The organism is Streptomyces sp. NPDC031426, assembly GCF_055581585.1.
The window spans coordinates 188,498-213,948 of sequence record NZ_JBVIJE010000012.1; the positions used below are offsets into that span (position 1 = coordinate 188,498).

Below are 25,451 nucleotides of genomic sequence, written 5' to 3' on the forward strand. Positions count from 1 at the left end.
AGCACCGGAGCCCGCCATGACGCCGCGATCCGCCCTCAACCGCACTCTGCTGGCCCTCGCCGGACTGGTCCTCCTCGGCGGCGGACTGCTCATCCTCTTCGCCGGGCTCGACCTCTACCGGCGGCACGATCTGGCCCCACCCGCCGGCTGGCCCCTGACCACCCCGGCCGACGTCCTGCTCGGCTCCGCCGACCGGGCACGCTGGAGCAGCCAGGGCTGGTGGTGGTGGCCCGCGGTCATCGCCGCCCTCGTCCTCACCGCCCTGCTCGCCCTGTGGTGGCTGCTCGCCCAGCTGAGCCGACACCGCCCCGGCTCACTACCCGTCGGCGGCACACCCCCGCAGGAGGGCGTCGAACTGCGCGACCGCGCACTCAGCGAAGCGATCGCGAACGAAGCCGGTGCCCTGCCAGGGGTAGGCCATGCGGCCGTACTCATCACCGGCCGACCGGGCCGCCATCACACCCGCATCAAGCTCACCCTCACCCCCGAGGGCACGCCCGGCGCCACTCTCGGTGCCCTGTGCGAAGGCCCGATCGGCACCGCGCGTCGGTCCACCGGCCTCATCGACATGCCCGCCGAGGTCCGCCTACAGGTCAGCCGCCACGGACCACACCGCGTGGAGTAAGGAGGAGATCGGCCGTTCCCGCCGACGCCCTTGCGGCCCACCGCGGTTCGCGGGCGCGCCGACACCACTCCCCGAAGGAGAGATCATGATCATCCTGGGCGTCATACTGCTCGTCGTCGGCTTCCTCACCGGCCTGTCCATCCTGTGGACCATCGGGATCATCCTGCTGGTCGTCGGAGCCATCCTGTGGATCCTCGGCGCGATGGGACACGCCGTCGCCGGTCGACGCCACTACTGGTAGGCGGGGTCGGTTGCCCTGCAGGGTAGTGATCCATGCTGCGGGCAGGCCGGCAGACGGCGCGGACCCCACCAAGATGTTCGCGGCGGCGGACGACGACGGCGGAGAGGTCGATCCGCCTGAGGCCGCCGCCGGTGCCGGCCAGCCGCCGCCGTTCGGACGCGGGCCGACCGGTGGCCGTTGTGTCGGTCCTCGCCGCACGAGCACACGGCCGACTCGTTGGGGAGTCGGTGGATCGGCCCCCACGGTCCGGGCGGAAGTTCCCCACCGCGTCGGCCCGTGAGTCTCCGTCGGGAGTTCGTATGCACAGCACCTTCGTGAGGATCCGCCCGAACGTCCCCCGGGACCACGGCGATGACGGGCGGTGAGCGGCAAGGACCCGCGGAAGGCTCCACCCGGTCGGAGCGCTTCGGGGAGGAGTTTCTGGGAGTCCTGCTGGACCAGGGGCACGAGTTGCCGCCGCACGAGCTCGGTCCGCTCGTCGCACGGCAGATCGGCATGCTCGACGGCCGCGAGACCTCGCTCTTCCTGCAGGACTACGGCCAGGTGTGGCTCGTCCCCCTGCCGGGCGACGGGCTGGCAGCCGGGGAACCGCAGCCGATCGACGGCTCCGATGCCGGTCGTGCCTTCCAGGAGGCGCGTCCCGTCGAGGTGCCGCAGGCCGGCGGTGTACGGGTGTATATGCCCCTGCTGGACGGTGGCGACCAGGTGGGCGTCCTGGCCGTCACCCTGGACCACCTCCACGACGACGAGCGACGGCTGCTGCGCAGGCTCGCCTCGCTCGTGGCCGACATGCTGGTGACCAAGCACGGTTACACCGATCTGTTCTTCCGGCTGCGCCGCAGGGAACCGATGAGTGTGGCGGCGGAGATCCAGTGGTCGCTGCTGCCACCGCTGGCGATGTCCACGCCCCGGGTCGAGCTGGCCGGGATGCTGGAACCCGCCTACGACGTGGCCGGCGACAGCTTCGACTACGCCCTCAACGGCGATGTCCTGCATGTGGCCATGGTCGACGCGATGGGCCACGGACTGGACGCCGCCACGATGGCCACGGTGGTCATCGGAGCCTACCGGCATGCCCGGCGCATCAGCGTCGGCCTGTCGGAGATCTATACGTTCATGGACCGGGCCGTCACCGAGCAGTTCGGCCCCGACCACTTCGTGACCGCTCAGATGATGCGGCTCAACACGGCCACGGGCAGGCTTCAGTGGGTCAACGCCGGACATCCCGCTCCTGTGCTGATCCGTGGACACCGTGTCGTACGACGGCTGGAGGGCCCGACGACGCTGCCCGTCGGCTTCGGCGGTCACGAGCCCCGGATCAGTGAAGTGGCTCTCACCCCCGGCGACCGGATCCTGTGCTTCACCGACGGACTGATAGAGGAGCGCGATGTCGGCGGTGAGGAATTCGGTGAGGAGCAGCTCATCGGGTGGGTGAACCACCTTGAGCCCACGGCCCAACAGATCCGGACGGTGGCGCGCTCCCTCTCCCACGCGCTGCAACGGGCGCGGGGCGGGATCACCACGGACGATGCGACGCTCCTGCTGATCGAATGGCGCGGGAGCGCCACCGACGACCTCGCCCTCCTGGAGTGAGCCGGCAGCGCACCACCATGGACATGGCCGACGGCACACTACGTTCCTCTCCCGCCGCTCTTTGCGAAAGTCCTACCGGCGGGGGCGGCTCCGCGATCCTCCTTGGAGCGGGTTCACTTCCCCGTGCGGTGCCATGGCGAGAACCGCCACCGCCGGGTACGGCCGGAGGTCAGGGTCTCCATGCGATCATCGTGGCTCGCGGTGAACAGCTGAATCACGATCACACCGAAGACGATCATCGCGAGCAGCACGCTCACCGTCACGAAGGTGCCCATATCTCCCATGCTCCTACTGCCGTGGTGGGGGCCCGTGACCGGTGACCGGTCCGTCAGGAGTGCGTGAGGCGGGGTGGGGGGCGTCGTGTCCGCCTTCGGAGTCCCAGACCGCCTCCCCGAGTGAGTCCGAGTCGGCCGCTGCCTCTGCCGCGGCCCGGAAACGTTCGGCCTCATGGATCAGGCCGGTCGCCGTGAGGCTCCGTGACGGGTCGGTGGCCGCGGCCATGAGCCGGGCCGCGGTGGCCGGGGCTGTCTCCGGTGGGATCACCAGCAGGTCCCAGCGGCCGAAGGTGTAGGACAGCAGCAACAGCTTGTGCGGATCCTGCCCGGCGTTGGACCAGCCGACGCGCACCATGTGGCCGTGCGCGGGCACTTCCCCCGGAATGACCGGCCAGAACGTGCGGCTCACCGCTACCCGGGTGATCCGCCCCCACAGCCGGTCGAGACATTCGACGAGCGCCGGGAGCTGCTCCGTCAGGTTGCGCGAACGGGGCCACCAGGCACCGTCGATCAGGGCCGCAGGGGCGCCGGTCGGCGCCAGCGTGAGTCGGAGCGGTGACGAAGAAGCGGCCCGGCCTCCGACTGCGGGTGTGAACGGAATGGTCGCGGTCATGGCGGGGACCCAACCCCGGGCCGGTCACGGCCGGCCCGGTTGTGATGAATCGCCGAGAACGACCCGGCGTGGAAGCCGGTGTACGAGATGCTCTCGGTAATCACCAGGATACTCCCCGCCCGCGCCCGGCGGACCGATGGGGAGCGACGGGTTGAACGAAACACGGGGAACACCTCCCGCGCAATACAGCCAAGGAGTGCCGGCCAGGGCATGCGAGCCGTCGGGCGTGAGACCGGTCCGGTAGCCGGCGTACGACGTGCCCCGGCGCCCTGAGCCCACTGCCCGCCGGTATCGACAGCCGCTTCACCGAATGCGGCGGCGTCTCCACAACCGCCCCGGCGTGTGCGGAGTACCGTGGACAGCACCGAGGGCATTTCGCACACCGGCTTCCACGCCGGGTCGTTCTCGGCGAGAGACGAAACCCGGGGCGCCGCCAAGGCGGCCCGGAGACGGGTCCGCATCATGTCGGCGACCTTGCACCAACTCCTGCCACACCACGAGCCCGTCGCAGCCCCGGCCGCGCGTCTCGCGCTGAAGACCGACGGCCCGTCGCGCGGCCTCCTGGACGGTGCCTGGTGGCCCCGCTCCCGGGACCTGCTGAGCGAGCTGCCCGCACTGACCGATGTGCTGGACCCTCTGTGGGGCCGCATCACCCGCATCGCCGTCAACCCGAAGTACTGGCCGGTCATCCCGCACGAGATCCCCGTGGGCGGTCATGTCGTCAAGGTCGGATGGTTCACCCCGGAGATCGACCCGCACAAGCTGCTGCTGCTCTCCTACGGCACCGGCCGCTGGGACCTGCTGGTCATCCCACCCGAGACCGAGACGAAGTCGGCGGCCCGCCTGATGGCGGCCGCGTCCGACTACGACGGCCCACCGCTGACCGCAAGCGCTCTCATGGCCGCGGACGAGACCCGGCACGCCGTCTCCGCCGCCGACCGGCCACTCGAACCCGACGAGGCAGGGAAGTACGGGGAGGACGGCCCCGCCTCAGCGGCCGTTCCGGCAGGGACGGATCGCGCCAGTCGCCTGGTCATCGGCATGTGAGACGGCCGCCCCGACCGGTGCCTTCCCGGGTTTCGGCCCTGCCTCGCGAACCGGCGCAGGCACATGCAGGGGTCTCGACCGGCGGATCCCCGCCCCCGTGGTCCTCGTCCCGAGGAGCAGTACATGCAAGCCCTGATCGTTCTCATCGTCGTGATCGGCCTTCTGGCCGTCCTGGCCCTCGCCCTGTCCGTGAAGGTCGTCAAGCAGTACGAGAAGGGAGTGCTGTTCCGCTTCGGCCGACTCGTCGGAACACGCTCCCCGGGGCTGCGGTTCATCATCCCGTTCGTCGACACCCTGCACCGGGTGTCGCTGCGGGTCGTCACCATGCCGATCCAGTCCCAGGGCATCATCACCCGGGACAACGTGAGCGTGGACGTGTCGGCGGTCGCCTACTTCCGGGTCGTCGACGCCGTGAAGTCGGTCGTCGCCGTGGAGAACGTCAACGCGGCGATCAACCAGATCGCCCAGACCACCCTGCGGAAGGTCGTCGGCCGGCACACGCTCGACGAGACGCTGTCGGAGACGGACCGTATCAACCTGGACATCCGCCAGATCCTCGACGTCACCACCGTCGACTGGGGTGTGCAGGTCACGCTGGTCGAGCTCAAGGACATCCAGCTGCCCGACACCATGAAGCGCGCCATGGCCCGCCAGGCCGAGGCCGAGCGGGAGAAGCGAGCGAAGATCATCAACGCGGAGGGCGAGTCCCTGGCCGCAGCCGCGCTCGGCGACGCCTCGGACACCATGATGGCCCACCCCCTGGCGCTTCAACTGCGCAATCTCCAGAGCCTGGTGGAGATCGGTGTCGACCAGAACACCACCGTCGTCTTCCCGGCCCCCCTCATGAGCACGATCGGCGAGCTCGGCTCCTTCCTCGCCCGGGAAACCGCTGCCGCCGCACCCGCCGCGGCAGCGCCACCGGCCGGCACCGGCCGCACCGACACGTCCCTCAGCCCGGCAGGCAGCGCGCCCGGCACCGCGGCGTGAAGCCGACTACGGCCCGAGCGATCCGTGGCACCAGGGAGGATTCGTGACCGTCGCCTGTCGCGCGCGTCCTCCGGGCACCGGCTGATGATGGGGGTACGGCCGAACACGCGGAGCTGATCATGACGGGTTGGCGGGTCAGGGACTACACCGAGGACGATCTCGAAGCGGTGATCCGTGTCGACATGCAGAGCGGCACGACCGAGGAGCCGCCGCTCTTCCCACTCTCGGACGCCGTAATGGCCCTCCAGACCCGCCACCCGGCTGTGGTGGCCACGGCCGACGACGTGCTGATCGGCGCCGCGGTGAGCAGGGTGGAGGGCGAACGGGCATGGATCCTGCGGATCTGCATGGCGCCCACCTGGCGGCAGCGCGGGCTGGGCAGTGCCCTGATCACCGCCCTTGAGCAACGGCTCTTCGCCGCCGGCGTCCGCGCGGTGCACGCCGCCCTGCCCGAGGGCGAGACCGGTGCCACCGCCCTGCGCAACTGCGACTTCGGCGCCCGCCCCGGGCTGGTCTTCTTCGAGAAACGCGGACCGGTGACCCCGCAGTCGGCCGGCACGCTGTCCTCGCTCGGAGCGGAGCTGCCGCCAGGGGGGCTGTGGCAGAAGGTCGCGGGCATGCAACGGGAGAAGCAGCTCATCGAGCGGCGCCTGGTCCTGCCGCTGGCCCATCCCGAACTGGCCGCCCAGCACGGAGTGGAACCGCCACGGGCGGTGATGCTGTTCGGCCCGCCCGGGACCGGCAAGAGCACGTTCGCGCACGCGATCGCCAGCCGCCTGGGATGGCCCTTCCTCGAACTGTTCCCCGCCCGTCTGGCCGCCGAGTACGGCCTGGCGACCGGGCTGAACCGGCGCTTCGACGAGATCGCCCGGCTCGACCACGTCCTCGTCTTCATCGACGAGGTCGAGGAGGTCGCCGGCGAACGCGGTGGCGCGGACGCGACCGCTGTCGGCGTCGTCAACGAACTGCTCAAGGCGATCGTCCGGTTCCGAAGCCAGGACGGACGGCTGCTCGTCTGCGCCACGAACAACGTGACCACGCTCGACTCCGCGTTCCTGCGGCACGGCCGCTTCGACTACGTGCTGCCGATCGGCCCTCCCGACCACACCGCCAGGACCGCACTGTGGGAGAGCTACCTGGCCCGAGCGGGCGCACGGGCCGACAGCGCGGTACTCGCGTCCGCCAGCGAGGGGTTCACCCCCGCCGACATCGCCCACGCGGCGCGCACCGTCTCCCAGGCCCAGTTCGAGCGCACCTTCGACACCGGAACCCGGACCACCCCCACCACCGACGACTACCTGGACACGATCTGCGACACCAAGCCCACGGTCAGCACCGCGATGGCCCGGGAATTCGCCCAGCAGACGGAGGAGTTCGCCCGCATCTAGCGTCCAGGCCGGTGGAGAGTCGATCTGCGACGGACGTGTCAGGCCGGCGTAGGTGGCGTGTCGCTGCCCGTTTCGATGAGGATCTGCCTGGCCTCGGTGACGTTGTCGGCCCGTACGGCCCTGGCCATCGCGGCGCGTGCCGCATCGGGCGACGTGCCCGGAGGGACCAGCATCAGGGAGAAGTGGTCCCGGTCGCCCCGGGTGAGGAGGACGGTGTCGTCACCGACCGGGAAGGAGTCGATGTGCACGACCCGGTCGTCGACCATCACCCGGGTCGGCAGTTCGTCCCAGGCGCTGCCGTCCAGACCGACCCGGGTGACAGGTCCGAGGTGCTCGGTCAACGCGGAGATCAGCGAGGGCAGCTCCGCACCGATGTTCCGGGACCGCGGCCACCATGCGCCGTCCAGGATTCCCTCGCGTGCGTGTGTCGTCTCCAGCCGCAGCAGGGCCGTCCCGGGGTGCACCGACCGGTGGACGGCGTCCGGCAGGAGCCTGGGGAGGTCGGGGGTGTCTGAGTCGGCCATGGTGTCCGCCCGTCCGCAGAGAGCAGTGCGACCGCAGGGCGTGCTACCACGATACGACCCTGCTACCTCACGGTACTCCGCACGACGCTCCCGCGAGCGCTTCGCCGCAGGGCGCGGTTGCGGAAACAGGCAACGGCTCCGGCGTATACCCGCCGGAGCCGCCCTTCCGGGTCATTGCACGTGAGCGTGCGCCGACCCGCTTTCCAGGTTACATCAAAGGGATTAATCCGTCGTAAGCAATCCTTGCGAGGGTTCACTTCGGTCCGAGGAAGCCGACGCGGCGGCTCAGCCACGCCCTTCCTCTTCCGTCTCCATCTGCCGGATCCCCTGGTGCGTCAGCGTGATCATCGCGGGCGTGTTGCCCCTCTCCCAGTCCACGACGACCCAGCCTTCACCTGCCAGGTACATACAGGCAGCGGCCATGTCCTGCTCAGGGATACCCAGGTCCGTGCGGAGCTTCGCCCCATCGACACCCAGGAGGCGATTGCCCTCGGCGGCCTGGTACAGAGCCTGCATGATCCTCTCGCGGTACGTCTTCCGGTCCCGCAACATCGCCATGACGCGCCTTCCTCTACTGCCCACGGTCGGGCCGAAGTCGATGTCATCCGCGGTCGCCGTCGCGGTGGGGCGCGTCGGAACGGTCGCGTCCACCGCCGACCGACGGTGCCTCCGGGGCCGACGCCCGATCCCCGGCAGAACATCGCTGTAGTGGAAGGCAGCGATCCGTTCGGCGTGCTGGCCGTTGAGCCGGTGGATCAGAACGACTCCGACGGCGATCAGGACGAGCAGCACGGCCACGGCGATGACGAGCATGGGATCTCACCTCCGCCGACCGGCGGGCGAAGGCCCTGCCGAGCCGATGGGCCGGGGCAGGGACGACGGTCGACCTGCTCCGCCGTCGGCCTCCCAGGCTTCTTCCCTGTTTCGTGCATCGATCCTGTCTGCTGCTTGCTCCCGGGCCGAGGCATCGACGCCGTCGCCGACCATCAACTGCGCGGCGGCATCCGCACCGGTTTCCGGCGGAATCACCAGCACGTCCCGGCGGCCGTCAGCGGAGAAAAGAGTGAGTCTGTGGGGATCCTGCTCCTCGGTGGACCAGCCCACCTGCACGGTGCGCCCGGCGTAGGACACCCAATGCGGCAGGACGGGCCAGTAGGCCGGGTGCACGGTGACACCCGTGATACGACCCCAGAGATCACCCAATGCGGCCGTCAACGACGGCAGCTCACGGGTGAAGGCACGGGAGCGAGGCCACCACATACCGTCCAGCCCGCCCGGCGCGGGCGTCAGGGACAGCCGGGCCGGCTGCGGCGACGCACCTCTGCTCGATGTCGTACGGTCAATGGTCACGGCCATGGCGCGAACCTGTCCCCGGGCTCGTGGGTGCGGCCCGGCGCTGTCGATCACCGGGAACGGCACCCGCAGCGGAGCCGGTGCGCGAAGAACTCCCGGTGTCTTCACACTACTCCGCTCACCGGTCCGAAAAGCCCGGGATGACCAGGCAGTTTCCTGCCTTCGGGACCTGGTCGCCGGTGCCGATGCCGGTCAGAGCCAGTCCTTGCGCTTGAACGTCAGATACAGCAATGCGGACAGGAGCACGATGACGGCGGCGGAGGTGATGAATCCCGACTCGCGGCCGAAACCGGGATAGGGGAGGTTCTGGCCGTAGTAGCCGGTGATCGCGGTGGGTACGGCGATGATCGCGGCCCAGCTCGTCACCTTCTTCATGATCAGGTTCATGCGGTTGGCCTGGACCGAGAGGTTCGTCTCCATGACCGAGGCCACCATGTCCCGCAGTGATTCCGTCCACTCGGTGGCACGCAGCACGTGGTCGTAGACGTCCTGGTAGTACGGGGCGAGAGGGTCGTTGATCAGGTGCAGGCCGGGGCGCATGAGGGTGTTGACCACCTCACGCATCGGGAGCACGACGCGGCGCAGCTGGACGAGCGACTTACGCAGTGCGAAAACCCGGCGCTGCACGGCTTCGATCTCACGGCGCCCGGCCGCGAAGAGCAGACCCTCCAGCTCCTCGACGCTGTCGTCCAACTGCTGGACCGCGGCGAAGTGTCCGTCCACGAGATGGTCGAGCAGACCGTGCAGCAGGAATCCGACGCCGTGGCCGGCCAGGTCCGGGCTCTCGTCCCAGCGGGCGACAACGTCCTCGATGTCGAGGCCGTCGTCCTTGCGGACGGTGATCATGGCCTGGCTGGTGAGGAATACGGCGATCTCGCTGTACGTCAGTTGCGCACCGTCCGGGCTGACGGTCACGGCGTAGGCGCTGAGGAACTCGTGGGTGCGATAGCGGTCGAGTTTCGGCCGCTGTCCATGGTGAGCGGCATCCTCCAGAGCCAGTTCGTGGATGCCGAACTCCTGACCGAGCATGGTGAGTTCAGCGGCTCCGGGCCGGTGCAGGTCCAGCCACAGGACCGACGCCGGATCAGCGAGATGCGCAGAGACGTCACTGGCGGGAAAGCCCTCCAGGACCAGAGTGCCGTCGTGATACAGCCGGGTACGCGTCACCATGGCCCGAGGCTAGTGTCCTATACCCCTGTCATGCCGCTTCGCCCCGATTGCCAGCGCGGCAGGTTCATCGACAGCAGCCACCCTCCGTGGGGGCCTTACGTCAAAGCCCGCGACATCCGGAGCTCCGACCGACGAGCATCGGGTGCCGGTCCGAAGGCAGGGATGTGGGTACCCGGCCGCCGCATCGCATCCGGCGTACACCGCACGACCGGATGCGGCCCGTCAGCCGGGAAGGACACTCCCAGACCATGACCACGCATACCCCGCGCCGTCGCCCGCCTCCCCCCGCAGGTGGCAGTGATTTCGCCCGCCTGTCGAAGAAGATCGCCGAGGCCGGCCTGATGAACAGGCGCCCCGGCTACTACACCGTCCGGTCCATCGTCGTGGCCGTCGCCTACGCCGGGGGCTGGAGCGCGTTCGTCGTCATCGGCGCCGGGTGGTGGACCCTGGCGCTCGCCGCGTTCCTCGCCGTGATGTTCGGGCAGGTGGCTCTGCTCGCCCACGACGTCGCGCACCGCCAGGTCTTCCGCCGGCGCCGGCCCAGCGAGACGGCCGGCCGCATCGCCGGGGCCGCGATCGGGATGGGCTACGGATGGTGGCAGGACAAACACACCCGCCACCACGCCAACCCCAACCACGAGGACCTCGACCCCGACATCGCCCCGGACCTGCTGGTGTGGTCCCAGGACCAGGCCCGCGCCGCGACCGGACTGCCGAGGATCATCGGCCGTCGGCAGGCGTTCCTCTTCTTTCCCCTGCTCCTGCTCGAAGGGGTCAACCTTCATGTCTCCAGCGCGCGAGCACTGGGCAACCGCACCCTGAAGAGCCGCGCCCTGGACGGCACGCTGCTCTACGGGCACACCGCCGCCTACCTGACCGCACTGTTCCTCGTCCTCCCACCCGGCATGGCGATCGCGTTCCTGGCCGTCAACCAGGGCCTGTTCGGCCTCTACCTCGGCTGCCTCTTCGCCCCCAACCACAAGGGCATGCCGACCCTGACCGGCAACGACCGCCCCGACTTCCTGCGCCGGCAGGTCCTCACCGCACGCAACGTACGCGGCAGCTGGTTCACCGACCTCGCCCTGGGCGGCCTGAACCACCAGATCGAACACCACCTGTTCCCCAGCATGCCCAGCCCCCACCTGCGCAGGGCCCGGCCCATCGTCCGCCACTACTGCCAGGACTTGGGAGTCGACTATCTGGAAACCGGACTGATCGCCTCCTACCGGCAAGCACTCGCCAGTCTCCACCGAGCAGGAGCGCCACTGCGGCGAGCCCGTATCAGCAGCGCCCGAGCATGACGCACCGGCGCCGACGGTAGATGATCTCGCCGCCCTGTCTGAACCAGGAGGCAATCCCGTCGAACCGCTTGCATGAGTCGGCAGCTGTAACGCATCCAGATGCCCTTGCCGTACTCCAGCGCCTTGTCCCGGTGCCCGGCTGAAGTGATCCGGTGAGACCCAGCGGCTGGAACAGCCCCGTCGGCTTCCCGGCGCGGCTGCGTCGTCTTACGGCTCCCCTCCCAGATGGGCGCAATCGCAAATCCAGCGTCCCGCGAGCATCGCAGGAGCGCGCACTGTGTGCGGAGCCGAACGCGGTCATGCGCGCAAGCACAGTCGAGATCACGGCGAAGCCCCGCCGGAGCGCTCCGGCGGGGCTTCGTCCCAGGGCTCCGAGCAGAAGCCCCGTCGGGGGCTGGTTCCCGGATGGGCTTCACTGCTTCGCACTGCCCCTATAACGGAGGTGACGACTGCACTGGTCTGACCAGGTGGAAGACCTCCCGGGCCGCGTAACGCTTGAGGCTTCGGACTATCTCGCGCCGGGTCTTGCCCTCCTTGCTGCGGCGCTCGTTAGTACTCCTGGGTGCGCGGGTCGACGCGGAGGCGGGTCTGCACAATCCGGTGCAGGGCCGCGTTCGCTTTCCGGTCGCCGCCGCGGTTGAGGCGACGGTACTGCCGACTGCCCGACGAACGCTCGACCGGGCTGACCCCGCACAGCGCTGCAAACGACGCCTCACTGCCCAGGCGTTCCGGGTTGTCCCCCACCGTGATCAGCAAAGTGACAGCCGTATCCGGACCGATGCCCACCACCGCGAGCAACTGCGGAGCGTGGCGTTCCACCAGCCGGGTCAGGCGGCCTTCCAGGTCCTGGATCTCTTGGCTGAGCTGACTGATGCGCCGGGCCAGGAGACCCAGGGTGACGTGGGTGGCGTGGAGCACCGCCCTTTCGTCGGCCTCGTGGTTCAGACTGTCGTCGACGAGCCCGACGCAGGTGCGGAAGAGTTCTGCGTTGCCCAGCCCGGCAAGTTCCTCCCTCAGCTGAGAATCGGCACGGATGAGGACGGCCTTGAGCTGGTTGATCGCCTGGGTGCGGGCCTTGACCGCCGAGTCCTTGGCCAGTTTGTACATCCGGGCGATCTCCACCGGCCCGTCGCCAGTCTTGGCCTGGGCGCGCGCTCGCCCGCTCAGCACCGCCCGGGCCGCGTTCTCGGCATCGAGCGGGTCGGACTTGCCGCGCCGGCGGCGGTCAGCCCGGTCGAACCGGTTCACATCGAAAACGTCCACGCCCTGGGCCAGCAGGTAGCGGGACAGAGCTGCCCCGAAGGAACCGGTCCCTTCCACTCCGGCCCGGCGCACCGTACCCGACGCCCTGGCCCACCCCAGCAGGTCTCCGTACCCAGCCGCGCTGGCCGGGAACTCTGCGGTGCCGATCACTTCCCCCACCAGGGAGAGCACCGCGGCCACATGGGCATCCCGATGCGTGTCCACACCCAGGACCACCTCCCCCGCCGGCCGGCGCCGACGAGAACGCGAAGCGGATGGTGTGCCAGTCACGCTCGCTCCCTTTCAGGCCGACGGCTTATCGCTAGCCGGCACCGGACCGTGCGGACGGTCAGAATCGTGATGACGCCTGTCCGGCAAGCCCCTATCGAGACACGCCCGGTCAGCCCGAGACCAGCAACGCACCGCCCCCGGCCGGTGGTCGACACAGTGTGAGCAGGACACTTCCGGTCAGGCATCTCAGGAGTCAGACCCCGCCGCAGGACAGCACCCACCTACCGTTCTCCGTCTATCCGGCTTGCAGCCACGTCAGCCCGCTCGTTCGGACGAATCGAGTCGAAGCACCGGTCGCCTGCCAACGGAACTGGCACCATGCCGCCGTCGTACGTCACTTCGAGTCGAAGGCGGACCATTGGAACGGCGGGTCAATGAGCGACAGCTCTCGGTGTTGCAGTGGGTGGGAGCCGGGTGCCCTGCCGGCGTATGGGAGACCAGCTCCTACAAGACCACCTGCCAGGCACTGCACAACCGGGGCCTGGCCACGGTCTCCCGGAAGGCCGGGCAGTGGAGCGTCGCCCTGACGAGCGCCGGCCGGCACTACCTGGCACACGGCACGTACCCTCCCCGCGGCTCGCACACGCGGAAGACCCAGGCCGCCGCTCCGCAACCGCCGGCCACTCAAGCACAGGCTCCGGCCGCCAGACCAAAGCCATGCCCTCCCGCACAGTATCGCGTGACGGTCACCGAGCAGCTGCTGCAAGAGCTCGAGCTCGCGGATGCCGGCGGCGGGATCGTCAAGAGTGGCAGCGGTCCGGGCTTGGAGAAGTGGCCGTCCCGCGTCGCCGCGGCACGCAGGTCCGGAAGGGTTCCGGAGACGAAGGAGCTGTACGGAAGCTGGTGCCGTGACGGGTACGAGATCAAGCTCGTCGACATCCCCGCCTGGCGTCTTGCCGTCCTCGACCCCGTCCCCGTGCCCTCGCGGCTCACTCGGCCGCACACCGTTATCCGGGCCATGCAGAACGAACGGCAGCCGCTCGGCCTGACCAAGCCCGTCCAAGGACGCGCTCTCCGCCTCATCCAGGCACTGATCACCGCTGCCGAGGCCGAAGGACACACCTGCTCGGCCGGGCAGACCGGCTTCGCACCCCCGTCTCATCGCCGCCGCAGGGCACATCCTCACTTCACCATCACCGCACAGGGCCAGCCCGTGGGCTTTCTCGTCCTCCAGGAGCAGGACCGGGCCGAGCACGTTGCCACCGAGAAGGAACTCGCCGAGGCCAAGAAGTACTCCTGGGTCAGAATCCCCCGCTTCGACTACACCCCGTCCGAACGCCTCCGCTTCATCGTCAGCGGCGGCCAGCCACACCGGGCAAGCGAGTGGGCCGACGCTCCCGGCCGTCCCCTCGAAGAGCAGCTCCCCGAGATCGCACAGGAGGTCACGCTTCGCGGCGAAGCCGCCGAACGCAGACGCCAGGACGAGGCCGAAGCGGCACGTCAGAAGCGCATCCGCTGGGAAGCCGCCATGGAACAAGCCCGCATCCGGTACGCGGAGGCGTACCGCGTCCGGCACCTCGAAGCACAGGAAGTGGCATGGCGCCACGCCATCCGACTGACCGAGTACGTGAGCGCGGCGCGCACACGAGTCGAGGCCATGCCACCGGGGCAGACCAGAACCGAAGCCGAAGCATGGATCAGCTGGGCAGCAGCCACCGTTGAGCGCCTCGACCCATTGAACACACCGCCCCGGCTGCCCGTCATTCCCAACCCACGGGCCGACGACCTGAAACCCTTCCTCGGGCACTGGAGCCCCTACGGCCCCACCTACTGACGCCCGCTCCGTCAACCGTCCGGCCCGCCGCGCAGCCGGAGGGGCCCCGCCGGACCGGGACGTGCAGGGGTCCGGCCGGTGACGGATCGGAGGGCTCGGGGTCTTCGCCGTAGCGGAGTTCTGCCATGGGGTGTCTCCCGACAGGCAGGGAGCGAGGGATCTGGGTGCCCCGGACGCGGGGAGGCGGACCGGGGCCGGGGCCCAACGGTATGCCCGGTCTTCCCGGCTAGCGGCGTCCCTGACGGGATGCTGATGGTGATCGGGACAACCCTGACGGGATGCTGACGCCCCGGTCCGAGGGTGTGGAAAAGGGCCGTCAGAAGGCCACCAAGAAGCCGCCTACAGGCTGTTCAACGTCTTGGAGAAGCAGTGAGATGAAGGGAGTTCCTGGAAGTACGTCGGCGGGACCCTCCGTCGGCCGTGTGTGCGAAACGGTGAATGTGATGGCCGAGTCCGGCGCGATCCCAGCCCCACGTGTCGTAGTGGGAGTCAGCGGTTCGCCGGGGTCTCTCACCGCCCTGCGCCGGGCCGCCGAGGAGGCTCGGCTCCGGGAAGCGGAGCTGTGGGCGGTTCTCACCTGGGAGCCGCCCGAGGGGGATCTTCAGGCACGCCGGTCCCCGTACGCCTCCTTCATCCTCGACGAGTGGCAGCGCCGGGCGAGGGAGAAGCTGGTCACCGCGCTCACGGAGGTGTTCGGCGCCGGCGTGCCGGATTTTCCCCTGCAGGCTCTCGTCGCCCGGGGTGCTCCGGGGCGTGTGCTTGTGCGGATCGCTGAGGGCGAGCAGGACGTTCTGGTCGTCGGTGCTGGGCGGCATGGGTGGCTGCACCGGGTGCTGCGGCCTTCGGTGAGCCGGTACTGCCTCGCCCACGCCACCTGCCCGGTCCTTGCGGTGCCGCCCTCACCGCTGGAGGCCGGGCTCAGGGCCGTGCACCGCCGTAACGTGCTGGGGCTGCGGCTGGACACGCAGCGGATGTGGAAGGAGTTCGCCACGGCTCCGCCCGTCGTCTGAGGCTCTCGGAGGCTCGGCTGCTCACGTCGTGACGGCGGATGTGCGGTCGGGCTCTTCCGGGCGGCGCCCGGGTGCCGTCGGCAGGGTGAGGACCATGGTGAGGCCGCCGGCGGGGGTGTCCTCGGCGTTGAGGGTGCCGCCGATGGCCTCGGCGAAGCCGCGGGCGACCGCGAGGCCGAGGCCGACGCCGGTGCCGCGGGGGGAGTCGCCGTAGCGCTGGAAGGGTTCGAAGATGCGGGACTTGGCCTCGTCCGGGACGCCGGGGCCGCGGTCCACGACCCGGACCTCGACCCGGTCGGCGATCGCGCTGGCCGAGACCAGGACCGGCTCCCCCGGCGGGCTGTACTTGACTGCGTTCTCGACGCCGTTGGCGACCGAGCGTTCCAGCAGGCCGCGGTCGACGTCGACCATCGGGAGGGTCTCCGGGATGTCCAGCTCCACGCTGTCCTCGGGGACGCCGCCCAGGGCCATCGGGATCACCTCGTCCAGGTCGGTCTCGCGGATGATCGGCGTGACCGTGCCGGTCTGGAGGCGGGACATGTCGAGGAGGTTGCCGACGAGGTGGTCGAGGCGGTCGGCGCCCTCCTCGATGGCCTCCAGGAGGTCGGCCTGGTCCTGGGGCGACCATTCGACGTCGTCGGAGCGGAGGGAGGTGACGGCGGCCTTGATGCCGGCGAGCGGGGTGCGCAGGTCATGGCTGACGGCGGCGAGCAGGGCGGTGCGGATGCGGTTGCCCTCGGCCAGTTCCTTGGCCTCGTCGGCCTTCTGCTGCAGGCGCTGGCGGTCCAGGACGACGGCGGCCTGCGCGGCGAACGCCGCGAGCACCCGGCGGTCCTCGGCGGGCAGGACACGGCCGGAGAGGGCGAGTGACATGTGGTCGCCGACGGGCACGTCGACGTCCGCGTCGTCGGGGGTGGTGCAGGGGCGGGGGCCGACGCTGCCGGCGCAGGTCCAGGGCGCGATGTCGCTCTCGCGTTCCAGGAGGGCGGCCGACTCCATGCCGAAGGTCTCGCGGACCCGGTCAAGGAGGGCTTCCAGGGTGGTCTCGCCGCGCAGGACGTTGCCGGCGAGGAAGGAGAGGATCTCGGACTCGGCCCTCAGCCGGGCGGCCTGGTGGGTGCGGCGGGCGGCCAGGTCCACCACGGACGCGACGGAGACGGCGACGCCGAAGAACACGGCGATGGCGACGATGTTCTGCGGGTCGGCGATCGTCCAGGTGTGGACTGGTGGGGTGAAGTACCAGTTCAGCAGGGCGGATCCGACCACCGCCGAGGCCAGGGCGGGGAGGAGGCCGCCGAGCAGGGCCGCCGCCACCGTCAGGGTCAGGAACAGGAGCATGTCGTTGGCTAGCCCGATGTCGGGGATGACACTGCTCAGGAGCCAGGTCAGCAGCAGCGGTCCGGCGATTCCGGTCAGCCAGCCCCAGATCAGCCTGGTCCGGCCGAGCCGCGCGCCCCTGCCGGGGACGGGAAGTCCTCGGCCCTTGCCCACCTCGTCGTGGGTGATGAGGTGGACGTCGAGGTCGGGACCGGATTCCCGGGCCACCGTCGCGCCGACGCCGGGACCGAAGACGTACTGCCAGCCCTTGCGGCGGGAGACGCCGAGGACGATCTGGGTGGCGTTGACGCCTCGGGCGAAGTCGAGCAGGGCGGCGGGGATGTCGTCGCCGACGACGTGGTGGAAGGTGCCGCCCAGGTCCTCCACGAGGGTGCGCTGGACGGCCAGTTCCTTCGGGGAGGCCGACGTCAGGCCGTCGCTGCGGGAGATGTAGACGGCCAGGACCTCGCCCCCGGCTCCCTTCTCGGCGAGCCGGGCAGCGCGGCGGATGAGGGTGCGTCCCTCGGGGCCGCCGGTGAGTCCGACGACGATCCGTTCGCGCGAGCCCCAGATCGTGGAGACGCGGTGCTCGGCACGGTACTCGGTCAGGTACGCGTCGACCCGGTCGGCCACCCACAGCAACGCCAGCTCGCGCAGAGCGGTCAGGTTGCCGGGGCGGAAGTAGTTGGAAAGCGCCGCGTCGACCTTGTCCGGCTTGTAGATGTTGCCGTGCGCCATGCGGCGGCGCAGCGCCTGGGGGGACATGTCGACCAGCTCGATCTGGTCGGCCCGCCGTACCACCTCATCCGGGACGGTCTCGCGCTGCCGTACGCCCGTGATCGACTCCACGACGTCACCCAGCGATTCGAGGTGCTGGATGTTGACCGTCGAGATCACGTCGATCCCGGCGGCGAGCAGCTCCTCCACGTCCTGCCAGCGCTTGGCGTTGCGCGAGCCGGGGACGTTGGTGTGGGCGAGTTCGTCGACCAGGGCGACGGCCGGAGCACGCCGCAGGACGGCGTCGACGTCCATCTCGCCGAACGTGGCGCCTCGGTACTCCATCTGTCTGCGCGGCACCTGCTCCAGGCCGTGCAGCATCACCTCGGTGCGCGGCCGGTTGTGGTGTTCCACGAAGGCCACGACGCAGTCGGTCCCCCGCTCCACCCGGCGGTGCGCCTCGGAGAGCATGGCGTAGGTCTTGCCGACGCCGGGTGCCGCGCCGAGGTAGATCCTGAGCCTGCCGCGTGCCATGTTCACCCTTCGTAGCGGTAGCCCATGCCGGGCTCGGTGATGAGATAGCGGGGGTGGGAGGGGTCCGATTCCAGTTTGCGCCGCAGCTGGGCCATGTAGACGCGCAGGTAGTTGGTCTTGTTGCTCTGGGAGACCCCCCACACCTCCTGGAGCAGCTGCTTCTGAGTGATCAGGCGGCCGGGGTTGGTCACCAGGATCTCCAGCAGGTGCCATTCGGTGGGGGTCAGGCGTACGTCGCGCCCGTCCCGTACGGCCTTCTTCGCGAGCAGATCGAGGGTGAAGTCCTCCGTCTCCACCAGCGTCGTCTCGGGGACCAGCGGGGTGTCCTCGGTGCGTCGGACGGCGGCCCGCAGCCGGGCCAGCAGCTCGTCCATGCTGAACGGCTTGGTGACGTAGTCGTCGGCGCCCGCGTCGAGGGCCGCGACCTTCTCGTCGGACGCCTGACGGGCGGAGAGGACCAGGATCGGGACACGGGTCCAGCCGCGCAGGGCCGTGATGACATCGACGCCGTCCATGTCGGGCAGACCGAGATCGAGCATCACCACGTCCGGCTGACGGGCGGCGGCCAGGCGGAGCGCGGTGGCCCCGTCGGGGGCGGCGTCGACGCCGTAGTGACGTGCCTGCAGGTTGATCACGAGGGCCCGTACGAGCTGCGGGTCGTCCTCCACCACGAGCACCCTGGTCATGGGTGTGTGCCTTTCCTGTCATGCCTGCGGGAGCCGGCACCCTGGGGTGCCGACTCCCGTCGCGGATCGCGTAAGGCGGTCACTTCTTCGCCACAAGGTCCTTGAGCGCGATGTTCAGCTCCAGGACGTTCACCCGGGGCTCACCCATGAAGCCCAGGGTCCTGCCCTCGGTGTGGTCCTTGACCAGCTTCTCCACCGCGGAGACGGGCAGGCCGTTCTTCGCGGCGACGCGGTGCACCTGGAGTTCGGCGTAGGCCGGGGAGATGGCCGGGTCCAGTCCGGAGCCGGAAGAGGTCACCGCGTCCGCGGGTACGTCCGACGGCTTGACCGTGTAACCGGGCACCGAGTTGTCCTTGACGACCGCGGCCTTGGCGTCCTGCACCTGCTTGATCAGCACCTTGCTGTCGGCGGACAGGTTGGTGGCGCCGGACAGGATCAGCTTGTACTGCGTGTTGACGCTGTTCGTGCCGAGGCCGTTGGCCGGGCGGCCCTGGAACCACTTCAGGTCCGGATCCGGCGTCTGCTGCCCCTTCTTCAGCGGCAGGTTGTACGACTGCCCTATCAGGGACGAGCCGACGACCTTGCCGTCCGCCTTGATCTCGGAGCCGTTCGCCTTGTCGTGGAACAGCCCCTGGGCGATGCCGGTGATCACCAGCGGGTAGATGACACCGGTCACCAGGGTCAGCACGAGGAGGGCCCTGAGGCTCGCCCCGAGCAACCGGACGGTGTTCGTTACGGAGTTGTTCATGGCGATCAGCCGATTCCGGGGATGAGGGAGATGAGCATGTCGATGATCTTGATGCCGATGAACGGGGCGATCAGGCCGCCGATGCCGTAGATCCCGAGGTTGCGGCGGAGCATCTTGTCGGCGCTGACCGGCTTGTACTGCACGCCCTTCAGGGACAGCGGCACCAGCGCGATGATGATCAGCGCGTTGAAGACGACCGCGGACAGGATCGCGGAGTTGGGCGAGGACAGGTGCATGATGTTGAGCTTGTCCAGGCCCGGATAGACCGCGGCGAACAGCGCCGGGATGATCGCGAAGTACTTCGCGACGTCGTTGGCGATGGAGAACGTCGTCAACGCGCCCCGGGTGATGAGGAGTTGCTTGCCGATCTCCACGATCTCGATCAGCTTGGTCGGGTTGGAGTCGAGGTCGACCATGTTGCCGGCCTCCTTGGCGGCCGACGTCCCCGTGTTCATCGCCACACCGACGTCCGCCTGAGCCAGTGCCGGGGCGTCGTTGGTGCCGTCACCGGTCATCGCGACGAGCTTGCCGCCGGCCTGCTCCCGCTTGATGAGGGCCATCTTGTCCTCGGGAGTGGCCTCGGCGAGGAAGTCGTCGACGCCCGCCTCCTCGGCGATCGCCTTCGCGGTCAGCGGGTTGTCACCCGTGATCATGACCGTCTTGATGCCCATGCGGCGCAGCTCCACGAACCGCTCCCGCATGCCCTCCTTGACGACGTCCTTCAGGTAGATGACACCCAGCACACGGGCGCCCTTGTCGTCCTTGACTGCGGTGAGCAGCGGGGTGCCGCCCGCCTCGGAGATCCGGTTGGCAATCGCGTCCGCGTCGTCCGCGACGACACCACCCTGCTCCTTCACCCAGGCGATGACCGAGGCGGTGGCGCCCTTGCGGATCTTGCGCTCGTCGACGTCCACACCCGACATGCGGGTCTGGGCGGTGAACTCGATCCACTCGGCACCGACCAGCTCACCCTGGTGGCGCTCGCGCAGCCCGTACTTCTCCTTGGCCAGGACGACGATCGAGCGGCCCTCGGGCGTCTCGTCGGCCAGCGAGGACAGCTGGGCCGCGTCCGCGACCTCCGCCTCGGTGGTGCCCTTGACCGGCACGAACTCGGCGGCCTGGCGGTTGCCGAGGGTGATGGTTCCGGTCTTGTCCAGCAGCAGCGTGGAGACGTCACCGGCGGCCTCGACCGCACGACCGGACATGGCCAGCACGTTGCGCTGGACAAGGCGGTCCATGCCCGCGATGCCGATCGCGGAGAGCAGGGCGCCGATCGTGGTCGGGATCAGGCAGACCAGCAGGGCCACCAGCACGACCATCGTCAGGTGCGTGTGGGCGAAGGTCGCGAACGGCGGCAGGGTCGCCACCGCCAGCAGGAACACGATGGTCAGCGACGCCAGCAGGATGTTCAGCGCGATCTCGTTCGGCGTCTTCTGCCGGGCCGCGCCCTCGACCAGGTTGATCATCCGGTCGATGAAGGTCTCACCGGGCTTCGTCGTGATCTTGATGACGATCCGGTCGGACAGCACCTTCGTACCGCCGGTCACCGCGCAGCGGTCACCGCCGGACTCACGGATGACCGGCGCGGACTCACCGGTGATCGCCGACTCGTCCACCGAGGCGACACCCTCGACGACGTCACCGTCACCGGGAATGATGTCGCCGGCCTCGCAGACCACCAGGTCGCCGATGGTCAGCTCGGTGCCCGCAACCTGCTCCTCGGACGTGCCGTCCGCGAGCAGCCGACGAGCGACCGTGTCGGTCTTGGCCTTGCGCAGGGTGTCCGCCTGCGCCTTGCCGCGACCCTCCGCGACCGCCTCCGCCAGGTTGGCGAAGATCACCGTCAACCACAGCCAGGCACTGATGGTCCAGCCGAACCACTGGCTCGGGTGCTGGAAGGAGAAGACCGTGGTCAGGACAGAGCCGATCCACACCACGAACATCACGGGCGACTTGACCATCACCCGCGGGTCGAGCTTGCGGAAGGCGTCCGGCAGCGACTTGACCAGCGCCTTGGGGTCGAAGAGGCCCGCTCCGACACGGCCCTCGGTGGGCTTGTGCCCGGTGGGTGCGTCCTGGTGGGGCGCAAGGGTGGGTGTGGACATCGCGTCCTCGTGGTTTTCCGTTCGGGTCGTCATGACGCCAGCCCCTCGGCCAGCGGACCCAGCGCGAGGGCCGGGAAGTAGGTCAGACCGGTGATGATCAGGATCGCGCCCACCAGCAGACCGGTGAACAGCGGCTTCTCCGTGCGCAGGGTGCCCGCGGTCACCGGTACCGGCTTCTGCTCGGCGAGCGAGCCGGCCAGCGCCAGGACGAACACCATCGGCAGGAAGCGGCCCAGCAGCATGGCGAGACCGGTCATGGTGTTGTACCAGTCGGTGTTCGCGTTCAGGCCAGCGAAGGCCGAGCCGTTGTTGTTCGACGCGGACGTGAACGCGTACAGCACCTCGGAGAACCCGTGCGCACCGGAGTTGAGCATCGAGTGCGGCGGCGTCGGCAGCGCCATGGAGGCCGCGGTGAACACCAGCACCAGGGCGGGGGTGATCAGGATGTAGCAGGCGGCGAGCTTCATCTCGCGGCCGCCGATCTTCTTGCCCAGGTACTCGGGCGTACGGCCGACCATCAGACCGGCGATGAACACCGCGATCACGGCCATGATCAGCATGCCGTACAGGCCGGAGCCGGTACCACCGGGCGCGATCTCACCCAGCATCATGCCCAGCATCGCGACGCCGCCGCCCAGGCCGGTGAAGGAGGAGTGGAAGGAGTCCACCGCACCGGTCGAGGTGAGCGTGGTCGACACCGCGAAGATAGACGACGAGCCGACCCCGAAGCGGACCTCCTTGCCCTCCATCGCCCCGCCCGCGGCCTGCAGCGCCGCGCCGTGGTGCGCGAACTCGCTCCACATCATCAGGGCGACGAAGCCGAACCAGATGGTGAACATCGTGGCGAGGATCGCGTACCCCTGCTTCACGTTCCCGACCATCACACCGAACGTGCGGGTCAGCGAGAACGGGATCACCAGGAGCAGGAAGATCTCGAAGAGGTTGGTGAACGGGGTGGGGTTCTCGAAGGGGTGGGCGGAGTTGGCGTTGAAGTAGCCGCCGCCGTTGGTGCCGAACTCCTTGATGGCCTCCTGCGAGGCGACCGCGCCGCCGTTCCACTGCTGCGAGCCGCCCATGAACTGGCCGACCTCGTGGATGCCGGAGAAGTTCTGGATCGCACCGCACGCCACCAGGACGATCGCGGCGATTGCCGCGCCCGGCACCAGGATGCGCAGCGTGCCGCGCACCAGGTCGGCCCAGAAGTTGCCCAGTTCACCGGTGCGCGAGCGGGCGAAGCCGCGCACGAGCGCCACCGCGACCGCGATGCCCACCGCGGCGGAGACGAAGTTCTGCACGGTCAGACCGACGGTCTGCACGACGTGCCCCATGGTCTGCTCGCCGTAGTACGACTGCCAGTTGGTGTTCGTCACGAACGAGACAGCCGTGTTGAACGACTGCGCCGGGTTGACCGACGAGAAGTGCATCGAGCCGGGCAGCACGCCCTGCAGCCGCTGCAGCAGGTAGAGGAAGAGGACACTGACGGCGGAGAAGGCCAGCACACCGCGCAGGTACGCGGGCCAGGTCATCTCGGTGTCGGGGTTGGCGCCGATGGCCTTGTAGATCCACTTCTCGACGCGCAGGTGCTTGCGCGAGTCGTAGACCTTGGCCATGTAGTTGCCGACGGGGACGTAGGCGAGCGCCAGTGCGCCGATGAGGGCGAGCAGCTGGAGCACGCCCGCAAGTACGGGACTCATGTCTGTTCTCAGAACCTCTCCGGGAAGATCAGGGCGAGGACGAGATAGCCCAGCAGGGCGACGGCCACGACCAGGCCGACGACGTTTTCGACGGTCACAGCTTCGTCACCCCCTTGGCGACAAGGGCCACCAGCGCGAAACCCGCGAGCACGGTGACGACGAAGGCCAGATCGGCCATCGCGAACTCCTGGAGTGAGGTTCGGTTGAAACGGACGCTTAGAGGAAAGCGCCTCTCTGGCTGGATCCGGTCGCCCGTTGACGACCCTCATACGGCCGTCGCAGCACATTTGACGGGACTCTTACGCCGCCCGACCCGTACGGGCCGGTAGGCGGGCGTGACAGCCGGTGACCGGGCTCACAGGCGGAAGCGAAGCCGGCAGATCACCGCGTCCGTCTCACGGCGTACGGCATGTGCGACCACCGCGCCCCGCTGGTTCTGCAGCAGCCGCTGCCACAGCCGCTCCGGCTCCGCCTCGGGGATCAGCACAGTGACCCGGGTGCCGGGCTCTGCGGCGGCCGTCTCGCGGACGTACGCGGCGATGGGGCGGCCAAGGCTGCGCCGCGTGCAGGGCAGCCGCACCAGTCGCACACCGGGGTCCCACTCGGCCCAGGACCGCTCCAGGGCATGCAGCTGAGCCCGATCCTCGGGGTCCGGGTAGCAGACGGTCACCGCGCGGACCTCGTCACCGAGGGAGCGGGCCGCGGTGAGCGCCGCCGAGGTCAGCCGGGACAACGTGGACACTGGCACGATGACGAGGGAGCGCTCCCGGTGCGGTACCTCTGGTGTGCGGCCGAGCCCGAGCCGTTCGCCGATCCGGCCGTAGGTGCGGTGCACGGTCTCGAAGGCCGCCACCAGCAGCGGCAGGGCGATCACGATCAGCCAGGCGCCCTCGGTGAACTTGCTCGCCGTGACGACGACCGTCGCGACTCCGGTGAGGACGGCGCCGAAGCCGTTCAGCAGCGCCTTCCCCCGCCAACCACGCCCCCGCCCCGACCGCCAGTGCCGGACCATCCCCACCTGGGCGATCGTGAAGCCGACGAAGACACCGATGGCGAACATCGGCACCAGGGTGTTGGTGTCGCCACCGGAGAAGACCAGCAGCCCGGCCGAGACCGCGGCGAGGGCGAGGACACCGTGCCGATGCACCTGGCGGTCTGCCTTCAGGGCGAAGACATGCGGGGCGTAGTTGTCGCGGGCGAGCAGCTTCAGCAGCACCGGTAGCCCACCGAAGGACGTGTTCGCGGACAGCGCCAGCAGGATCATCGTCGCGAACTGGATGACGTAGAAGGGCCAGTTGTGGCCGAGCGAGGCGTCCGCGAGCTGGGCCAGCACCGTGACGCCCGCGACCGGCTGGAGGTGGAAGCGGCCGATCAGCACCGAAAGACCGATCAGCATCAGCCCGAGCACGGCACCGAGGGCGACCTCCGCACGCTGGGCCCGGCGTACGCGCGGCCCCCTGAAGGACGGGACGGCGTTGGCGATGGCCTCGACACCGGTCAGCGCGGCGCAGCCGGAGGCGAATGCTTTCAGCAGGAGCAGCGCGCCCACGCTGGACGCGTTGTCCGCGAGGACCGAGGCATGTCCGGCCGCAGTGACCGTACTCACGGGGTGGGAGCGGAAGAGCCCGACGGCGACGAGGACGAAGACCGAACCGACGAACACGACCGTCGGCACGATGAAAGCCTTCGCCGACTCCACGATCCCCCGCAGGTTCACTCCGGTGATCAGCGCGAGCACGGCCAGGCACAGCCACAGCCGGTCGCCGTAGAGCGACGGAAAGGCGGAGGTCAGTGCCGCCACACCCGCCGTGACCGCGACGGCCACGTTGAGGACGTAGTCCAGCACCAGCGAGGCCGCGGCCACCAGGCTGGTCCGCGCGCCCAAGTGCGTCCTGGCCACGGCGTAGGAGCCGCCGCCGTCCGGGAAGGCCGCGATGACCTGCCGGTAGGAGGCCACCAGCACCGCAAGCAGCGCGGCGATGGCCAGCGTCACCGGCAGCGTGAAACCCAGTCCGCGCGCACCCGCGCCGGCCAGGACCAGGACGATCGCCTCCGGGCCGTACGCCACGGACGCCATCGCGTCGAGCGACAGGGCCGCCAGTCCGGTGACGGCGGTCAGCCGGTGGCGTTCGCCGGTATCAGGGGGTTCTTCGCCGGCGGGGACGGCATCCGGCTCGGTGGTCAGGACGGACATGGGTGCGTGCTCCTTACTTCTT

Annotated in this window: 22 protein-coding genes and 2 pseudogenes; 9 read left to right on the top strand and 15 right to left on the bottom strand. The window is 69.4% G+C overall.

Translation table 11 applies throughout. The features are described 5' to 3' along the window. Positions 1–16 precede the first annotated feature (16 nt). From ACZ5NH_RS25840 to ACZ5NH_RS25850, 3 genes are all read left to right on the top strand, one after another. Positions 17–625 (top strand): alkaline shock response membrane anchor protein AmaP, encoded by a 609-nt coding sequence (locus tag ACZ5NH_RS25840; RefSeq protein WP_468778402.1) that lies wholly within the window; start codon positions 17–19, stop codon positions 623–625. A gap of 85 nt (positions 626–710) precedes the next feature. Next, positions 711–866 (top strand): DUF6131 family protein, encoded by a 156-nt coding sequence (locus ACZ5NH_RS25845; protein ID WP_099054839.1) that lies wholly within the window; start codon positions 711–713, stop codon positions 864–866. A gap of 351 nt (positions 867–1,217) precedes the next feature. Further along, the gene (locus ACZ5NH_RS25850; protein WP_468778405.1) at positions 1,218–2,459 is read left to right on the top strand and encodes a PP2C family protein-serine/threonine phosphatase; all 1,242 of its coding nucleotides are present in this window, start codon (positions 1,218–1,220) and stop codon (positions 2,457–2,459) included. A gap of 113 nt (positions 2,460–2,572) precedes the next feature. On the opposite strand, the gene ACZ5NH_RS25855 is transcribed toward ACZ5NH_RS25850, so the two are convergent. Beyond that, on the bottom strand, positions 2,573–2,734 hold the full coding sequence (locus tag ACZ5NH_RS25855) for a hypothetical protein (RefSeq protein WP_350834311.1): 162 nt from the start codon (positions 2,732–2,734) through the stop codon (positions 2,573–2,575). A 13-nt stretch (positions 2,735–2,747) separates the two neighbouring features. Beyond that, positions 2,748–3,347, bottom strand: coding sequence for a DUF5994 family protein (locus ACZ5NH_RS25860; protein ID WP_468778406.1), 600 nt, complete (start codon positions 3,345–3,347; stop codon positions 2,748–2,750). A gap of 354 nt (positions 3,348–3,701) precedes the next feature. On the opposite strand from ACZ5NH_RS25860, the gene ACZ5NH_RS25865 reads away from it, so the two are divergent. From ACZ5NH_RS25865 to ACZ5NH_RS25875, 3 genes are all read left to right on the top strand, one after another. Further along, on the top strand, positions 3,702–4,394 hold the full coding sequence (locus tag ACZ5NH_RS25865; protein WP_468778408.1) for a DUF5994 family protein: 693 nt from the start codon (positions 3,702–3,704) through the stop codon (positions 4,392–4,394). 123 nt (positions 4,395–4,517) lie between these two features. Further along, positions 4,518–5,381: a slipin family protein gene (locus ACZ5NH_RS25870; RefSeq protein ID WP_385167944.1), complete on the top strand. Its 864-nt coding sequence runs from the start codon at positions 4,518–4,520 to the stop codon at positions 5,379–5,381. 119 nt (positions 5,382–5,500) lie between these two features. Continuing rightward, entirely contained in the window at positions 5,501–6,769 is a 1,269-nt protein-coding gene (locus ACZ5NH_RS25875) for an ATP-binding protein (RefSeq protein WP_468778409.1), read from the top strand. A gap of 38 nt (positions 6,770–6,807) precedes the next feature. Here ACZ5NH_RS25875 and ACZ5NH_RS25880 read toward each other — a convergent pair whose 3' ends face one another. The 4 genes from ACZ5NH_RS25880 to ACZ5NH_RS25895 all read right to left on the bottom strand — a co-directional run bounded on the left by ACZ5NH_RS25880 (position 6,808) and on the right by ACZ5NH_RS25895 (position 9,816). After that, a complete protein-coding gene (locus tag ACZ5NH_RS25880; protein WP_385167948.1) occupies positions 6,808–7,293 on the bottom strand; it encodes a DUF5994 family protein in 486 nt (161 codons plus the stop codon). Positions 7,294–7,578: 285 nt separating this feature from the next. Next, on the bottom strand, positions 7,579–7,851 hold the full coding sequence (locus ACZ5NH_RS25885) for a hypothetical protein (protein WP_067247669.1): 273 nt from the start codon (positions 7,849–7,851) through the stop codon (positions 7,579–7,581). Positions 7,852–8,112: 261 nt separating this feature from the next. Then, a complete protein-coding gene (locus ACZ5NH_RS25890; RefSeq protein WP_468778412.1) occupies positions 8,113–8,700 on the bottom strand; it encodes a DUF5994 family protein in 588 nt (195 codons plus the stop codon). Between the two features lie 138 nt (positions 8,701–8,838). Further along, positions 8,839–9,816 (bottom strand): magnesium transporter CorA family protein, encoded by a 978-nt coding sequence (locus ACZ5NH_RS25895; RefSeq protein WP_388767759.1) that lies wholly within the window; start codon positions 9,814–9,816, stop codon positions 8,839–8,841. A gap of 248 nt (positions 9,817–10,064) precedes the next feature. Here ACZ5NH_RS25895 and ACZ5NH_RS25900 point away from each other — a divergent pair, with 248 nt between their 5' ends. Then, entirely contained in the window at positions 10,065–11,117 is a 1,053-nt protein-coding gene (locus tag ACZ5NH_RS25900) for a fatty acid desaturase family protein (protein WP_468778414.1), read from the top strand. Positions 11,118–11,548: 431 nt separating this feature from the next. On the opposite strand, the pseudogene ACZ5NH_RS25905 reads toward ACZ5NH_RS25900, so the two are convergent. Then, a pseudogene (locus ACZ5NH_RS25905) lies at positions 11,549–12,650 on the bottom strand (IS110 family RNA-guided transposase). Between the two features lie 679 nt (positions 12,651–13,329). On the opposite strand from ACZ5NH_RS25905, the gene ACZ5NH_RS25910 reads away from it, so the two are divergent. After that, positions 13,330–14,424, top strand: coding sequence for a hypothetical protein (locus ACZ5NH_RS25910; protein ID WP_468778415.1), 1,095 nt, complete (start codon positions 13,330–13,332; stop codon positions 14,422–14,424). 25 nt (positions 14,425–14,449) lie between these two features. Here the strand turns inward: ACZ5NH_RS25910 and ACZ5NH_RS25915 are convergent. Further along, positions 14,450–14,551 (bottom strand): annotated as a pseudogene (locus ACZ5NH_RS25915) (SAV_915 family protein); the annotation flags it as partial. A 316-nt stretch (positions 14,552–14,867) separates the two neighbouring features. Here ACZ5NH_RS25915 and ACZ5NH_RS25920 point away from each other — a divergent pair. Continuing rightward, complete coding sequence (locus ACZ5NH_RS25920) at positions 14,868–15,434, top strand: universal stress protein (RefSeq protein ID WP_468778416.1); 567 nt, start codon at positions 14,868–14,870, stop codon at positions 15,432–15,434. A 21-nt stretch (positions 15,435–15,455) separates the two neighbouring features. On the opposite strand, the gene ACZ5NH_RS25925 is transcribed toward ACZ5NH_RS25920, so the two are convergent. The 7 genes from ACZ5NH_RS25925 to ACZ5NH_RS25955 all read right to left on the bottom strand — a co-directional run bounded on the left by ACZ5NH_RS25925 (position 15,456) and on the right by ACZ5NH_RS25955 (position 25,429). Beyond that, complete coding sequence (locus tag ACZ5NH_RS25925; protein ID WP_468778418.1) at positions 15,456–18,002, bottom strand: DUF4118 domain-containing protein; 2,547 nt, start codon at positions 18,000–18,002, stop codon at positions 15,456–15,458. A gap of 2 nt (positions 18,003–18,004) precedes the next feature. Continuing rightward, positions 18,005–18,688, bottom strand: coding sequence for a response regulator (locus ACZ5NH_RS25930; protein ID WP_468778420.1), 684 nt, complete (start codon positions 18,686–18,688; stop codon positions 18,005–18,007). A gap of 79 nt (positions 18,689–18,767) precedes the next feature. Continuing rightward, the gene (locus ACZ5NH_RS25935) at positions 18,768–19,436 is read right to left on the bottom strand and encodes a potassium-transporting ATPase subunit C (protein WP_468778421.1); all 669 of its coding nucleotides are present in this window, start codon (positions 19,434–19,436) and stop codon (positions 18,768–18,770) included. A gap of 5 nt (positions 19,437–19,441) precedes the next feature. Beyond that, a complete protein-coding gene (gene kdpB / locus ACZ5NH_RS25940; protein ID WP_468778423.1) occupies positions 19,442–21,574 on the bottom strand; it encodes a potassium-transporting ATPase subunit KdpB in 2,133 nt (710 codons plus the stop codon). Beyond that, positions 21,571–23,235 carry a potassium-transporting ATPase subunit KdpA gene (kdpA, locus tag ACZ5NH_RS25945; RefSeq protein WP_468778425.1) on the bottom strand — a complete coding sequence of 555 codons (1,665 nt, stop codon included), beginning with the start codon at positions 23,233–23,235 and terminating at the stop codon, positions 21,571–21,573. The genes kdpB and kdpA overlap by 4 nt, the downstream gene beginning before the upstream one ends. A gap of 8 nt (positions 23,236–23,243) precedes the next feature. Next, the gene (gene kdpF, locus ACZ5NH_RS25950) at positions 23,244–23,333 is read right to left on the bottom strand and encodes a K(+)-transporting ATPase subunit F (RefSeq protein ID WP_037770757.1); all 90 of its coding nucleotides are present in this window, start codon (positions 23,331–23,333) and stop codon (positions 23,244–23,246) included. A gap of 257 nt (positions 23,334–23,590) precedes the next feature. Beyond that, positions 23,591–25,429, bottom strand: coding sequence for an APC family permease (locus tag ACZ5NH_RS25955; RefSeq protein ID WP_468778436.1), 1,839 nt, complete (start codon positions 25,427–25,429; stop codon positions 23,591–23,593). Positions 25,430–25,451 lie beyond the last annotated feature (22 nt).

Excerpts from the sequence above, each read along its gene's own strand:
- ACZ5NH_RS25900 (WP_468778414.1), top strand. The coding sequence starts at position 10,065 with ATGACCACGCATACCCCGCGCCGTCGCCCGCCTCCCCCCGCAGGTGGC.
- ACZ5NH_RS25875 (WP_468778409.1), top strand. The coding sequence starts at position 5,501 with ATGACGGGTTGGCGGGTCAGGGACTACACCGAGGACGATCTCGAAGCG.
- ACZ5NH_RS25885 (WP_067247669.1), bottom strand. The coding sequence starts at position 7,851 with ATGGCGATGTTGCGGGACCGGAAGACGTACCGCGAGAGGATCATGCAG.
- ACZ5NH_RS25860 (WP_468778406.1), bottom strand. The coding sequence starts at position 3,347 with ATGACCGCGACCATTCCGTTCACACCCGCAGTCGGAGGCCGGGCCGCT.
- kdpA (WP_468778425.1), bottom strand. The coding sequence starts at position 23,235 with ATGAGTCCCGTACTTGCGGGCGTGCTCCAGCTGCTCGCCCTCATCGGC.
- kdpB (WP_468778423.1), bottom strand. The coding sequence starts at position 21,574 with ATGACGACCCGAACGGAAAACCACGAGGACGCGATGTCCACACCCACC.
- ACZ5NH_RS25920 (WP_468778416.1), top strand. The coding sequence starts at position 14,868 with ATGGCCGAGTCCGGCGCGATCCCAGCCCCACGTGTCGTAGTGGGAGTC.
- ACZ5NH_RS25955 (WP_468778436.1), bottom strand. The coding sequence starts at position 25,429 with ATGTCCGTCCTGACCACCGAGCCGGATGCCGTCCCCGCCGGCGAAGAA.
- ACZ5NH_RS25930 (WP_468778420.1), bottom strand. The coding sequence starts at position 18,688 with ATGACCAGGGTGCTCGTGGTGGAGGACGACCCGCAGCTCGTACGGGCC.
- ACZ5NH_RS25870 (WP_385167944.1), top strand. The coding sequence starts at position 4,518 with ATGCAAGCCCTGATCGTTCTCATCGTCGTGATCGGCCTTCTGGCCGTC.
- ACZ5NH_RS25850 (WP_468778405.1), top strand. The coding sequence starts at position 1,218 with ATGACGGGCGGTGAGCGGCAAGGACCCGCGGAAGGCTCCACCCGGTCG.
- ACZ5NH_RS25845 (WP_099054839.1), top strand. The coding sequence starts at position 711 with ATGATCATCCTGGGCGTCATACTGCTCGTCGTCGGCTTCCTCACCGGC.
- ACZ5NH_RS25880 (WP_385167948.1), bottom strand. The coding sequence starts at position 7,293 with ATGGCCGACTCAGACACCCCCGACCTCCCCAGGCTCCTGCCGGACGCC.
- ACZ5NH_RS25895 (WP_388767759.1), bottom strand. The coding sequence starts at position 9,816 with ATGGTGACGCGTACCCGGCTGTATCACGACGGCACTCTGGTCCTGGAG.
- ACZ5NH_RS25855 (WP_350834311.1), bottom strand. The coding sequence starts at position 2,734 with ATGGGCACCTTCGTGACGGTGAGCGTGCTGCTCGCGATGATCGTCTTC.
- ACZ5NH_RS25935 (WP_468778421.1), bottom strand. The coding sequence starts at position 19,436 with ATGAACAACTCCGTAACGAACACCGTCCGGTTGCTCGGGGCGAGCCTC.
- ACZ5NH_RS25840 (WP_468778402.1), top strand. The coding sequence starts at position 17 with ATGACGCCGCGATCCGCCCTCAACCGCACTCTGCTGGCCCTCGCCGGA.
- ACZ5NH_RS25925 (WP_468778418.1), bottom strand. The coding sequence starts at position 18,002 with ATGGCACGCGGCAGGCTCAGGATCTACCTCGGCGCGGCACCCGGCGTC.